Origin of the sequence: Terribacillus sp. AE2B 122 (genome assembly GCF_902497585.1) — a bacterium.
Lineage (GTDB): Bacteria > Bacillota > Bacilli > Bacillales > Amphibacillaceae > Terribacillus > Terribacillus saccharophilus_A.
The window spans coordinates 98,428-111,178 of record NZ_LR700942.1; the positions used below are offsets into that span (position 1 = coordinate 98,428).

The window sequence follows — 12,751 nt, forward strand, 5'->3', positions numbered from 1 at the left end:
AAAGACAAGCTGAAAATCGGCTTGTCTTTTTTTTAGGCTCATAATTCCATTCTCCGCCCATATAATGTAACAGTTGATAGTGGCGAGGGTGGTTGATATTGCGTAAAGTGTTTATCAAATCAAAAAAAGAGATGGATACATTCTGTTCGTGCCTGGCTTTACTGGATGGAACAAAACAGGTATATGTAGACGAAGATGATCGCTGGGGCTATGAAGCGACGATTCATGATGGCTATCACCGGCGGATTGCAATCGCCTTAGTAGAAACATTTCTTCATCACCGAGAGACAGAATGGATCGAGCAAATCGTTAAAGAAGTCTATTATTATAAGGATGAGGAAGCGATAAAGCGTATAGCAGAATTGACGCATACGATTCTCGTCGGAGATATGTATGAAGAAGAAAAAGAACCGAGTTTGCCCCGACAGCAAATTACACAAATTTTTCAAGAGATTGCTGCCAAGCACATCAGAATTTTCTACGATGCCGTCATCCAATTTCGCAGTACTGCATACAGGGAAGCATTGATGGATGTAGTCGGTCATGCGTTAGATGAATATAAGCGTGAAGAAGAATATCAGCTGTATGTGGAATCTCTGCGAGAATACGTTGGTAAAAAGCCGATGGGAACTGACGAAATCCATGTTATACAAGGGCGTGACTTCTCCTTTTACAAAGAAGACGGAACATGCTATTCCGCTGAGGAGATTACGTCGCTTGCTGATGAAGAACCGCTTTTTTTGGCTGGTATAGGGAAACAGGAGAAAAATCTGACGCCTTTGATTGCCATGTCGCCACGGCGAATTTACTTGTATGGTGACTACCCATCTGAACCGAAGACGCTGACTGTCATTAATGTTTTTCAGGAAAGAGCCGCATACCTTCCCTTACATCAATTTCCTTTCTCCCGTTATTAGCATGTCCTTGCATTTTCCTGAATCAGCGCTTATACTTACCTTATATGAAGAAGCGACAATAAAGGACATGATAGTGAAATCCGTTTGCATGTAAGAGAGGGGAGCCTAGGCTGGAAGCTTCCTGCATACGCTTTGCTGTTACCACCTTTTACAGCTCCGTCGGGGGACGAAAGAAAACCGGCGGCGTTTAATCGACGTTACTGATTCTTGAGCCGGTATATTTACCGGGAATTAGGGTGGAACCACGAGACTAACGCTCGTCCCTTTGCACAAACTTTGTGCAAAGGGACGGGCTTTTTATATTTAGGAGGAAAGAACAATGGCAGAAGTATTAGAAATCATTTTCCCAGATGGAGCAAAAAAAGAGTTTCCTGCTGGAACAACTGGCGAGGATATTGCTGGTTCCATTTCATCAGGTTTGAAAAAGCAGGCGATCGCAGTTAATATTGACGGCGTTGCATATGATCTGCGCACACCGCTTCCAAATGGCGGTGCAATCGAAATAGTCACACTTAAGCAGGAACAAGGCGTGGAAATTATGCGTCACTCTGCTGCGCATCTGCTTGCACAAGCAGTAAAACGTCTGTATGGCAATGTACAGTTCGGAGTAGGTCCAGTAATCGAGAATGGCTTCTACTATGATATGGATCTTGAGGCTAGCATCACACCAGAGGATCTGCCGAAGATCGAAAAAGAGATGCAGCGAATCGTTGATGCCAACCTTCCGATTGTCCGTAAGGTTGTCAGCCGTGATGAAGCGAAAGCGATGTTCTCTGAAATTGGTGATAAGTTGAAATTGGAATTGATCGATGCGATTCCGGAAGACCAAGATGTAACAATCTATGAGCAAGGGGAATTCTTCGACCTTTGCCGCGGTATCCACGTACCATCTACAGGCAAAATTAAAGTGTTTAAGCTGCTTAGCATTTCCGGAGCCTACTGGAGAGGCGATAGCAAAAACCAAATGCTTCAGCGTATTTACGGTACTGCTTTCGAGAAAAAAGGCGAGCTGGATCACCACTTGAAAATGCTCGAGGAAGCAAAAGAGCGTGACCACCGTAAATTAGGAAAAGAGCTGGAATTGTTCACAGTTTCTCAGAAGGTCGGACAAGGTCTGCCGCTTTGGCTACCAAAAGGTGCAACTATCCGTCGTACAATCGAACGCTACATCGTCGACTTGGAAGAAAGACTTGGCTATGATCACGTTTATACTCCAGTATTAGGCAGTGTAGACCTTTATAAAACTAGCGGACACTGGGACCATTATAAAGATGATATGTTCCCGCCGATGGAAATGGACAATGAAGACCTTGTGCTTCGTCCGATGAACTGTCCGCACCATATGATGGTGTACAAAAATGAATTGCATAGCTACCGCAGCCTGCCTATCCGTATTGCAGAGCTTGGTACGATGCACCGTCATGAAATGTCTGGTGCTCTTGCTGGCTTGCAGCGGGTTCGCGCGATGACATTGAATGATGCACATATTTTCGCACGTCCAGATCAATTGAAAGATGAGTTCATCCGTGTTGTCCAACTTGTACAAGCTGTTTACAAAGACTTCGGTATCGACGACTATTCTTTCCGTCTTTCTTACCGTGATCCTGAAGACAAAGAAAAATATGTTGATAATGATGCAATGTGGGACAAAGCACAAGCGATGCTGAAAGAAACAATGGAAGATCTTGAACTTGATTATGTAGAGGCAGAAGGCGAAGCAGCATTCTACGGTCCGAAGCTAGACGTTCAGGTGAAAACTGCTCTTGGTAAAGATGAGACATTGTCCACTGTTCAATTGGACTTCCACTTGCCAGAACGCTTTGACCTGACTTACATTGGCGAAGATGGTAAAGAACATCGTCCAGTCGTTATCCACCGTGGTGTAGTATCGACAATGGAACGTTTCGTTGCCTTCTTGATCGAAGAATACAAAGGTGCCTTCCCAACATGGCTTGCACCAGTCCAAGCAAAAATCATTCCGGTTTCTCCTGAAGCACATATGGATTATGCACGCCAAGTGGAAGATACACTTCGTATGGAAGGTATTCGTGTACAAGTGGACGAGCGCGAAGAGAAGATCGGCTATAAAATTCGTGAAGCACAAGTACAGAAGATTCCGTTCCAGATTGTTGTAGGGGATCAGGAAGTGAGCGACCAAGCCGTAAACATCCGCCGTTACGGAGAAAAACAATCCGAAACGAAAGATCTGAAAGCTTTCGTTGCAGAAATTAAAGAAGAAGTAGCGAAGCGCGTATTGCGTAAATAACATAAAAAATCCTTTCATCACTAAAGTGGTGAAAGGATTTTTTCTTTGCTCAGGTAGATGAAGAGACTAAATAGGCATAGAGGAAAAGGGTTTATGTTTTCAAGGTGGTTACAGGGGATGTTTTTTTATTTCGCCAAGACACTTCCCGACATGCCAGAAAGAGATCATTTTATTTTACGCTGCTTCATCATACTCTCCACAATAGGATAAAACACAGCGAGCAATATGATTATCAATGTCCAGCCGTGACCATCATTTATCCAGCCTAGAGCGATCATACTTAATTCCAATTCAATGAAGCAAAAGACCAGTACACAAATATTCTTCACCTTATTGAGCATTTTTCGGCTAAGTTGATAAAATGCTGCCGCGTTTTCATCATTCAGTCGTTTCGGATAATTGTGTATATGAGGATATTTGCCCAATAGGTGCATGATTGTGAACATAGGTATACTGAGAGCCGGAAGTAGAAGCATGCTTTCTTTTGCTGCCCAGTCATCGACGTGTCCGGTCAGCCCCATGTGGAGAGGCACTTGTTCGGGAAGCTGCCGCCAGATTATGATCAAAAAAACGACTGTAGCAATATAGCCGCCGATTCCGATGATATCCCAGACTTTTTCGCTGCGGGTTTTTGGTATGTTGAGCTGTTTTGGCATTTGTTTATCACGTCCCTTTGTTTACATACGATTCTGATGGAGTAAACGTTTCGTCTGAATTAATCTTTTAATAAAGGATAGAAACTGATGAAATAACTTCATTGCAAATACGCAGCGACATGTATCCTGCATAAATAATAAGAATAAAACCTGTCATCTACTAGAGTTTGAGAGGTTTATTTTTTGTAAGACGAGATCCTTATATCGACCTTCTTGAAGTTTGTATCATTTAAACTGTTTATGTTTGATCGTTAATTGTATTGTTGACAATCAACACTAATATGTAATACTATATACTGGTAGTTAGTAATACTAAATACCGGTTATTTCTTATTAAACAGTATATATATGGGAGAGAGATTATTGGAAAATATAACTGAAATGCTGAAAGGGGTGCTTGAGGGTTGCGTGCTTGAGATTATCAGCCGCGGAGAAACATACGGTTATGAAATCACGCAGCAGCTGCGACAGCTTGGCTTCACTGATGTAGTTGAAGGCACAGTTTACACCATTACAATGAGGCTTGAGAAAAATGATCTCGTAGACATTGAGAAAAAGTCATCGACTAAAGGACCGCCGAGAAAGTTTTATACGCTTAACGCTGCAGGGGAAGAACATCTGAGAGTTTTTTGGGATAAATGGGAATTTGTCTCAAGCAAAATCAATGAACTCAAAACTAATCATAATAAAGGAGAGATAACATGAGTATTGTTGAAAAAATCATTGGAAATATAGCTGATAAGCGGGAATGGAAAGAGATGGAGATGCGAGCAAAGGCGCTTCCAAGTGAATACCACACTGCTTACAATGCTATGAAAGAATATATGTGGGTTTCTTATGGTCTTTCTGACTGGAATGAAATCAATCGTATTTTTCGAGGTGTTCTCGACCTTTTTGAAGAGGGTGCAGCAGAAGGCAAGAAAGTCACAGATCTTACCGGAAAGGATACGGCTGCGTTCTGCGACGAATTAGTTAAAGACTCTCCAACTTGGAGAGATAAGTATCGCATAAAGTTAAACAATAAAGTGAATCGTGGTTAGATGCGTATCTCTTTATTTACTCTAACGGAGCTAACCGGAAAATATGGTACGGGTTCGCTCCCGTTAGTCAGTTTTGAGTGTATCAAGCTGTATTGGTAAATATTTATCACCATTGGTTTACATGCGAATCATTTGGGGAATAACTATTCTCTATGTATTATTTTAATTCGAGAGGTTGTCAGCATCGAAAGAATATGTTACATTAATTGAGCAGGATTACTGGGCTTCAATATGATTGACAGCATTAATCAGCTATGATAAGATTGTAAAAGTGAAATAAATATGTGATCTGAGACAAGCAGAAGTACCCACTTCTCACCTGATTGACGCCGCTTGGCAGTTGGCAGGTACGAAAACAGTGTTCTAGGACAAATGTGGGTGCCGTATGCGTACCGGCATTTTTTTTATGCTTTTTTACAACCATGTTTAACTGATAAGCGGCGGATATCTTGTCCCCGATCATAAGTTTCCCAAAATATCCTGGAGGTGGATGATTATTAGCAAAGATACGAATATCAATGAGAAAATTCGCGCACGTGAGGTTCGACTCATTGATTCAAACGGTGACCAGCTTGGCGTAAAATCCCGTCAAGAAGCATTAGAAATCGCACAAACAAGAAATCTTGATTTGGTGCTTGTGGCTGCAAACGCAAAACCACCCGTGTGCCGGATTATGGATTATGGTAAATTCCGCTTCGAGCAACAGAAGAAAGAAAAAGAAGCGCGTAAGAACCAGAAAATAATCAACGTAAAAGAAGTTCGTTTGAGCCCGGGTATCGAGGATCATGACTTCCATACGAAGCTTCGCAACGCGCGTAAGTTTCTTGAAAAAGGCGATAAAGTAAAGGCTTCTGTTCGTTTCCGCGGACGTGCCATTACGCATAAAGAATTAGGCCAAGAAGTTCTCGAAAAGCTAGCTGGAGAGTGCAAGGATGTTGCAACGGTTGAAATGAAACCGAAAATGGAAGGCCGCAGCATGTTCCTAATGCTTGCTCCTATAGCTGAGAAACAGTAAGCCGAAGGATATAAGGAGGAAATACGATGCCAAAAATGAAAACCCACAAAGGGTCCGCTAAACGTTTTAAGAAAACAGGTACTGGAAAAGTAGTTCGTAACCACGGTTACACAAGCCACTTGGCTGCTAATAAATCTACTAAACAGAAACGTAAACTTCGTAAAGATTCACTTGTTTCTGCTGGTGATCTTAAACGTATCAAACAAATGCTACCTAAATAATAAAATTAAAGATTTTTTTGTCCTATAGGAGGGAATACTATGCCACGTGTAAAAGGTGGAACAGTAACGCGTCAGCGTCGTAAACGCGTTCTTAAGTTAGCTAAAGGTTATTATGGTGCGAAACACGCACTATTCAAAGTTGCAAAACAACAAGTAATCAAATCCGGTCAGTATGCATACCGTGACCGCAGACAGAAAAAACGTGACTTCCGTAAACTTTGGATCGCACGTATCAATGCTGCTGCACGTATGAACGAACTTTCTTACAGCCGTTTGATGCACGGTCTTAAACTTGCTGGTATCGAAGTAAACCGCAAAATGCTTTCAGAGCTTGCAATCTCTGACGAAAAAGCATTCGCGCAACTTGCTACTAAAGCAAAAGACGCATTGAAATAAGCCAAAAAGCCGCTATCCTTTGATAGCGGCTTTTTGTATAGAAAGGGGTAGGAATATGGAGCTGCTCATTAGTCTGTATCTGCTGGTTGTCAATATCCTGCTGTTCAGCTGGATGGGAATAGATAAGCAAAGAGCAAAGGAGCACGCGTGGCGTATAAGTGAACGAAGGCTATGGATTACAGCAATCATTGGCGGCGCAATGGGCGGTTGGCTCGGGATGCAGGCATTCCGACATAAAACAAAGCATACCGCGTTTGTTATCGGCTTTCCATGCCTTGTCGTCATGCATGTCCTGCTGATTCTTTATTTGCTGTAAGATAAATGCTGTGTGCTTGTCATAAAGGCTCGTCTCCTGTCATATATATTAGAGACATCTAAGAGGGAGTGAGCAGCAATGGACCAGGTTGGCGTGAGTATGTTGACGGTCGTCGCAACAGGGGGATTGTTTGCCCCGCTTTTGTTCGTCCTCCTGTACCTGCTTCGACCAGCTTTATTTCTGCCTGTCGTTTTCTTATGTATTTCAGGTGGAATCCTATTCGGTGCTGTAGCTGGTACGATTTTGTCCATTATCGGTATTACCGCATCCAGTATGCTGTTCTATGGTATCGCCCAGCGTTTTCCTCGGTCGGCAAACAGGATTCTCATGCTGAAACAAAAGCTGATTGGCAGGCACACGAGCTTTACAACGGGGCAAGTCGCCTTGATGCGGCTAGTACCTTTTATTCACTTCCACATCTTAAGCGTCTGCTTGATGGAAAATAACCGCAGTTGGAGATCATATGGGAAGGCCTCGATTCTATCGAGTATCCCGCTTGCTGCAGCCTATTCTTTTGCTGGAACATGGCTGCGCTACTTGCCGCCAGCAGCGATAGCGGGTGTATTAGTAGTCCTGCTGGTCTGTATATATCTGATGCGGAAAAAGGAATTTACGATCAAATGGGAAGAATTTTTTAAAGAAAGTGCATAAAACACTGGCGCTTCTATAAGCTCCAGTGCTTTATCATATTTCTGTGAGGACAAGCTCTTTTATCGGATGCTTCCATTCAATAGAAGCATAAGGGAAATGGCTTAAAATGCATTCTTCCATCTTATATAAATCATTTCTGGAAAATCCGGATAATCGATCCGGCTGTACAGCATTCATAACAACTTTGGTTACTTCAAAGCGGTCTTCCCTTGGCTGCAAATACTTCTTACCAATCATCCGATAGCCGCGATAGCTTAATGAAAAATGGTGATCGTACTGCTCACGGTATTCTACTTCCTCTGCATCGAGGAGTGACGGATTATTGGCTTGGTTCTTCCTTGCTTTCATGACGGTGTAGAACAAAAGAATCGCCGCACCTGCAAGCAAAAGGAGAAAAAGAATCTTCATAGCGAGCAGGCCTCCTTTACTTTTTGTATAGATACGATTACGCTAAAGAAGAAGTTTCATCCGTTTTACTATACCCTCACTACATAGGAATAACGCAAGAAGGAGTCTTATATATGGATTACGAATATCTATTCAATAAACAGCGCGAGCTGGATACCTACATCGAAGACAATCTTGAATCAGCAGCAAATCGTGATGATCTTTTCCGTAAAAAAATATTAGCACTTCAGGTCGAAATAGGTGAATTGGCTAATGAGACCCGCTGTTTTAAATTCTGGAGCAGAAAAGGCCCGAGTGAAAAAAGTGTCATACTAGAGGAATATGTGGACGGCCTGCATTTCATTCTGTCAGTCGGACTTGATAAAGGTCTTACATATACGTCTAGTCCGCTAACGAATAACGGAATCGATCAAACCGATTCATTTTTGGAACTGTACCGCAGCATCGGAGCTTTTTATAACGAACCAGTACAGGAAACGTATGTCACGCTTTTCCAAAGCTTCCTGCAGCTAGGTCAACAGCTTGGCTTCAATGAAGCCTCGATTCTAAAGGCCTATCAGCAGAAAAACGAAGTGAATCATACAAGACAGGACGAAGGCTATTAAACGGAGGAGGAATACATATATGAATGACAAATTAAAAATGCTGAAAAGTTTGACTGATGCACCAGGTGTTTCAGGAGATGAAGCTGGTGTCCGCAACGTAATGCACGAGTATATCTCTCCATTTGCTGATGAGATAACGACTGATAATCTCGGCAGTTTAATTGCCATGCAAAAAGGCAGTAAGGAAGATGGTCCGAAAGTGATGGTTGCCGGTCACCTTGATGAAATTGGCTTTATGGTTACACGTATCGATGCGAATGGCTATCTGTATTTCCAGACACTCGGCGGCTGGTGGAGTCAAGTCATGCTGGCGCAGCGTGTGACTGTCCATACAAGGAAGGGCGAGCTTGTCGGCATCATCGGTTCCAAACCGCCGCATCTATTATCACTTGAGAAAAGGAAAAAACCTGCTTCTATCGAAGAGATGTTCATCGATATTGGTGCAAGCAGCAAGGATGAAGCAGAAGAATTCGGCGTACGTCCAGGTGATTCGGTTGTACCTTATTTCGAATTCACGAAGATGAAGAACGAAAAACTGCTTCTGGCGAAAGCATGGGATAATCGTATTGGCTGTGCAGTAGCAATCGATATTTTGAAGAACTTGCATGATGCCGACAAAGAAGCAGCAGTATATGGTGTTGGTACTGTCCAGGAAGAAGTAAGAAGACGGGGTGCTACTACTTCTGCCAATAAAATTGGACCGGACATCGCTTTTGCAGTTGATACAGGTATCGCAGGTGATACACCTGGCATCAGTGACAGAGAAGCAACAGGCAAGCTAGGTGCTGGACCGCAGATTGTTTTATATGATGCTGCGCATATCGCCCATAAAGGCTTGCGTGATCTTGTAATCGAAACAGCAGAGGAACTAAACATTCCTTATCAGTACGATACGATCAAAGGCGGAGCGACGGATGCGGGCAGCATTCATCTGACTGGCGATGGTGTCCCTGCTTTGACAATCGGAATTCCGACGCGCTATATCCATACACATGCGGCCATGCTGCATGAAGATGATTATGATAATACAGTAAAACTATTGACTGCAGTTATTCAGAAATTGGATAAAGAAACAGTCGAGAAAATTACGTATAGCTAAATAAAAAACCAGCTTCCAAGCGGAAGCTGGTTTTTTATGCTAGGTAGCTGCCCATTATCTTTTGGACATAATTCGTCGTTTCATTGAATGGGGGGATGCCGTTATATTTATCGACATTACCCGGGCCAGCATTGTATGCTGCCAAAGCCAGGCTGGTGTTGCCATTGTAGCGGTCCAGCATCTGTTTCAAGTATTTCGTGCCTGCCATCACGTTTTGCTCCGGATCAAAGCTGTTCGTCACGCCGAGTCCAGCTGCTGTAGCTGGCATAAGCTGCATAAGACCTTGTGCACCTACACCACTTTCAGCTAATGGATCAAAGTTCGATTCCATCTGAATAACAGAACGAATGAGCTTTTCGTCGACACTGTATCTAGAAGCAGCATCAGAAATGATACCATCAATTGTCTTATTACCAGAACTTTCGGGAGTGCTATCTGTAACAGACGGAACCGAAGGAACGCTTTGAGTTTGTGTCATGGAACTGAGCGCTACATAAGGGTTGAGTCTAACCGAAGAACCGGTATTCATTGTCTGCTGGAGCAGATTGCTGAAAGACTGACTGGAATTTGTGGTCGCTGAAAAGGCTGCCCGTTGCTGATAAGTAGCGAGCATCGTCGGACTAAGTGTGGAAAGTAGATAAGATGTATCCAAAAAACATATCTCCTGTCACATATTGTTAGTCCAATTGTAGCTCAAAAGAACCAGGGGTACAAGACCTATTTCAGCGGTGTTTTACCCTTGTGTTTGGACGCCCTTAGCTAATGTATCGACCATTTCATGTTTCTCCTGATCGCTGGCGTTTTTCCAAATCAGTTCGAATAACACTCCCAATCCAGGCAGAAGAACTTCTCTACCATCGATGGAATCTGTAATCGTTGCTTGCAGCTGTTCTTCATTATTGTCCTTAATGTTGGCCAAGATGGCACGGCGGATATCTAAATCCATGCATGAGCACCTCTTTTCTTTTTTATAGTTTGACCGCTGTTCGTAAAACTATGTATGATAGAGGATATGTCAAGAAAGAGGAAGTGAACGTGCGTTGATCACATCAACTCAAAATGCCCAAGTGAAACAGTGGCAGAAATTGAAACGAAAAAAGGAACGGACAAAATCGAATACCTTCCTGGTAGAAGGATTCCATCTTGTAGAAGAAGCGATTAAAGCTGGCTGGACGATTGACCAGCTCATATTGCGCGAGGAAACAGAACATCCGGAATGGGCGTCGGAATTGGAGCCGATACGTGTATCGGACCATGTTTTTAAAGCCATCACAGAGACGGAAACACCGCAAGGAATTGCGGCGGTTGTACAGATGCAGGACAAGAAGCTTAAGCGTCACAATCGTATCCTCATGCTGGATGCTGTCCAGGATCCAGGTAATTTAGGTACAATCATCCGCACGGCAGATGCAGCCGGTTACGATGCTGTCTACTTAGGGGAGGGATCTGCGGATCGGTTTAATGACAAGGTTATCCGCGCGACACAAGGCTCTATCTTCCATTTACCTGTTTTAACTGCCGATTTGGAGCTTCTATTGCCGGAACTGCAAGAAAACGGATATACCGTATGGGCAGCAGCATTAGAAGGTGCTGTCGATTATCGGGATTTGACTGCACCGAAAAAAACAGCACTGCTTGTCGGCAATGAAGGAGCAGGAATCGACAAACGGCTGATTGCCCAGAGCGATATGGCCGTAAAAATCCCTATTTTCGGGAAAGCAGAATCACTGAATGTGAGTATTGCTACAGGTATTTTGCTGTATCACACGGTAAATAGGTAAAAGCGGGTTGCAAGAAGTGCCGGGATTTTCTATAATGAAACAAGATTAATATTGAGATGCGTGGAAAGAGTCAGTAATCCCTGCGGATCGCAACAACAGGAAGGCATGCCTATAGACTGAGAGCATGCCGGTTGCGGCAGCGGATGAACCTTCACTCTGGAGCAGGCACCGGGACCTTGTCGATGACAAGTAAAGGTGTATCCGGATTGCTAAATCCGTTATCAAGCTTCAAGTTGGGTATACATGTATACCAACAAGGGTGGTACCACGAATGAAAGCTCGTCCCTTTTCGGAGGGAGGGGCTTTTTTTATGCTCAAAAATCATAGGAGGCAAAAGCATGAGAGAAAAGCTCGAAGCATTACAAGCAGAAGCCATCGAGAAAGTACAGTCATCAGACAATCTGCAGAGTTTGCAGGATGTGCGCGTCGCTTATTTAGGGAAAAAAGGTCCAATCACTGAAGTACTTCGCGGCATGGGAAAACTTTCTCCAGAAGAACGTCCGGTTATCGGTGAATTGGCAAACAAAGTCCGTGAGGCAATCGCGACTGCTTTGGATAACAAAAAGAATTTGCTGGAAGAAGCAGCACTGAATGAACAGCTGCAAAAAGAGGCGATCGATGTCACATTGCCAGGGCGCCCAGTTAAAGCAGGCGGTCCGCATCTTTTGACTAGTATCATTGAAGAAGTGGAAGATCTTTTCCTCGGCATGGGATTTGAAATTAAAGAAGGTCCAGAAGTGGAAACTGATTATTTCAACTTTGAAGCACTTAACTTGCCGCAGGACCACCCTGCACGAGATATGCAGGACAGCTTCTATGTTACAGATCACTTGCTTTTGCGTACACAGACTTCTCCAGTTCAAGCTCGTACAATGCGTGAATACGACGGTAATAAAGCTATTAAAATGATCTGCCCAGGTATTGTGTACCGCCGTGATACAGATGACGCAACACATTCGCATCAGTTCACCCAAATTGAGGGTCTGCTAGTCGACAAAAATGTTCGCATGAGTGACTTAAAAGGTGTTCTGCTTGAATTCTCTCGCAAGCTGTTCGGAGCCGACCGTGAGATCCGTCTGCGTCCAAGCTTCTTCCCGTTCACAGAGCCATCTGTTGAGGTCGATGTAACATGTAAGGTTTGTGACGGTAAAGGCTGTAACGTATGTAAGCATACTGGCTGGATCGAAATCCTCGGTGCTGGTATGGTGCATTCCAACGTCCTTCGTATGAGCGGCTATGATCCGGAAGAATATTCTGGTTTCGCATTCGGTATGGGTGTTGAACGGATTGCGATGCTCAAGTACGGTGTCGATGATATCCGTCACTTCTATACAAATGATGTACGATTCCTATCGCAATACCATAAGGCATAACGGGAGG

The 12,751-nt window shown here is 43.5% G+C and carries 17 protein-coding genes and 1 other annotated feature; of the genes, 13 read left to right on the forward strand and 4 right to left on the reverse strand.

Translation table 11 applies throughout. The features are described from left to right. Nucleotides 1–107 precede the first annotated feature (107 nt). Both ytxC and thrS read left to right on the forward strand, forming a co-directional pair. Nucleotides 108–917, forward strand: a complete 810-nt coding sequence (gene ytxC, locus AE2B122_RS00455) for a sporulation protein YtxC (protein WP_254593414.1) — start codon at nt 108–110, stop codon at nt 915–917. Between the two features lie 319 nt (nt 918–1,236). Next, the gene (gene thrS / locus AE2B122_RS00460) at nt 1,237–3,183 is read left to right on the forward strand and encodes a threonine--tRNA ligase (protein WP_095220170.1); all 1,947 of its coding nucleotides are present in this window, start codon (nt 1,237–1,239) and stop codon (nt 3,181–3,183) included. A 164-nt stretch (nt 3,184–3,347) separates the two neighbouring features. Here the strand turns inward: thrS and AE2B122_RS00465 are convergent, their stop codons facing one another. Next, nucleotides 3,348–3,839, reverse strand: a complete 492-nt coding sequence (locus AE2B122_RS00465; RefSeq protein ID WP_175072798.1) for a DUF1648 domain-containing protein — start codon at nt 3,837–3,839, stop codon at nt 3,348–3,350. Between the two features lie 363 nt (nt 3,840–4,202). Between AE2B122_RS00465 and AE2B122_RS00470 the strand changes: the two genes are divergently transcribed. The 7 genes from AE2B122_RS00470 (at nt 4,203) to AE2B122_RS00500 (ending at nt 7,478) form a co-directional block, all read left to right on the forward strand. Then, nucleotides 4,203–4,544: a PadR family transcriptional regulator gene (locus AE2B122_RS00470; RefSeq protein ID WP_095220172.1), complete on the forward strand. Its 342-nt coding sequence runs from the start codon at nt 4,203–4,205 to the stop codon at nt 4,542–4,544. Further along, nucleotides 4,541–4,879 (forward strand): DUF1048 domain-containing protein, encoded by a 339-nt coding sequence (locus AE2B122_RS00475; protein WP_175072799.1) that lies wholly within the window; start codon nt 4,541–4,543, stop codon nt 4,877–4,879. The genes AE2B122_RS00470 and AE2B122_RS00475 overlap by 4 nt, the downstream gene beginning before the upstream one ends. Nucleotides 4,880–5,169: 290 nt before the next feature. After that, nucleotides 5,170–5,290 (forward strand) — a sequence feature (ribosomal protein L20 leader region). A 79-nt stretch (nt 5,291–5,369) separates the two neighbouring features. Then, complete coding sequence (gene infC, locus AE2B122_RS00480; protein WP_038562130.1) at nt 5,370–5,894, forward strand: translation initiation factor IF-3; 525 nt, start codon at nt 5,370–5,372, stop codon at nt 5,892–5,894. 26 nt (nt 5,895–5,920) lie between these two features. Further along, nucleotides 5,921–6,115, forward strand: a complete 195-nt coding sequence (rpmI, locus tag AE2B122_RS00485) for a 50S ribosomal protein L35 (RefSeq protein WP_095220174.1) — start codon at nt 5,921–5,923, stop codon at nt 6,113–6,115. Between the two features lie 39 nt (nt 6,116–6,154). Further along, nucleotides 6,155–6,511, forward strand: coding sequence for a 50S ribosomal protein L20 (rplT, locus tag AE2B122_RS00490; protein WP_038562125.1), 357 nt, complete (start codon nt 6,155–6,157; stop codon nt 6,509–6,511). Nucleotides 6,512–6,566: 55 nt separating this feature from the next. Next, nucleotides 6,567–6,827, forward strand: coding sequence for a DUF1294 domain-containing protein (locus tag AE2B122_RS00495; RefSeq protein WP_095220175.1), 261 nt, complete (start codon nt 6,567–6,569; stop codon nt 6,825–6,827). 78 nt (nt 6,828–6,905) lie between these two features. Then, complete coding sequence (locus AE2B122_RS00500; RefSeq protein WP_095220176.1) at nt 6,906–7,478, forward strand: TVP38/TMEM64 family protein; 573 nt, start codon at nt 6,906–6,908, stop codon at nt 7,476–7,478. A 33-nt stretch (nt 7,479–7,511) separates the two neighbouring features. Here AE2B122_RS00500 and AE2B122_RS00505 read toward each other — a convergent pair whose 3' ends face one another. Further along, a complete protein-coding gene (locus AE2B122_RS00505) occupies nt 7,512–7,886 on the reverse strand; it encodes a hypothetical protein (protein WP_095220177.1) in 375 nt (124 codons plus the stop codon). Nucleotides 7,887–7,999: 113 nt separating this feature from the next. Between AE2B122_RS00505 and AE2B122_RS00510 the strand changes: the two genes are divergently transcribed. Together AE2B122_RS00510 and AE2B122_RS00515 are read left to right on the forward strand one after the other, a co-directional pair. Beyond that, nucleotides 8,000–8,491, forward strand: a complete 492-nt coding sequence (locus AE2B122_RS00510; RefSeq protein WP_175072800.1) for a dUTP diphosphatase — start codon at nt 8,000–8,002, stop codon at nt 8,489–8,491. A gap of 19 nt (nt 8,492–8,510) precedes the next feature. Continuing rightward, nucleotides 8,511–9,590, forward strand: coding sequence for a M42 family metallopeptidase (locus AE2B122_RS00515; RefSeq protein WP_175072801.1), 1,080 nt, complete (start codon nt 8,511–8,513; stop codon nt 9,588–9,590). A gap of 34 nt (nt 9,591–9,624) precedes the next feature. On the opposite strand, the gene AE2B122_RS00520 is transcribed toward AE2B122_RS00515, so the two are convergent. Together AE2B122_RS00520 and sspI are read right to left on the reverse strand one after the other, a co-directional pair. After that, nucleotides 9,625–10,242 carry a lytic transglycosylase domain-containing protein gene (locus AE2B122_RS00520; protein WP_305852002.1) on the reverse strand — a complete coding sequence of 206 codons (618 nt, stop codon included), beginning with the start codon at nt 10,240–10,242 and terminating at the stop codon, nt 9,625–9,627. An 81-nt stretch (nt 10,243–10,323) separates the two neighbouring features. Continuing rightward, nucleotides 10,324–10,536 carry a small acid-soluble spore protein SspI gene (sspI, locus tag AE2B122_RS00525; RefSeq protein WP_095220180.1) on the reverse strand — a complete coding sequence of 71 codons (213 nt, stop codon included), beginning with the start codon at nt 10,534–10,536 and terminating at the stop codon, nt 10,324–10,326. Nucleotides 10,537–10,630: 94 nt separating this feature from the next. Between sspI and AE2B122_RS00530 the strand changes: the two genes are divergently transcribed. Both AE2B122_RS00530 and pheS read left to right on the forward strand, forming a co-directional pair. Beyond that, complete coding sequence (locus AE2B122_RS00530) at nt 10,631–11,371, forward strand: RNA methyltransferase (RefSeq protein ID WP_095220181.1); 741 nt, start codon at nt 10,631–10,633, stop codon at nt 11,369–11,371. 338 nt (nt 11,372–11,709) lie between these two features. Beyond that, a complete protein-coding gene (pheS, locus tag AE2B122_RS00535) occupies nt 11,710–12,744 on the forward strand; it encodes a phenylalanine--tRNA ligase subunit alpha (RefSeq protein ID WP_095220182.1) in 1,035 nt (344 codons plus the stop codon). The last annotated feature ends 7 nt before the right edge of the window (nt 12,745–12,751 follow it).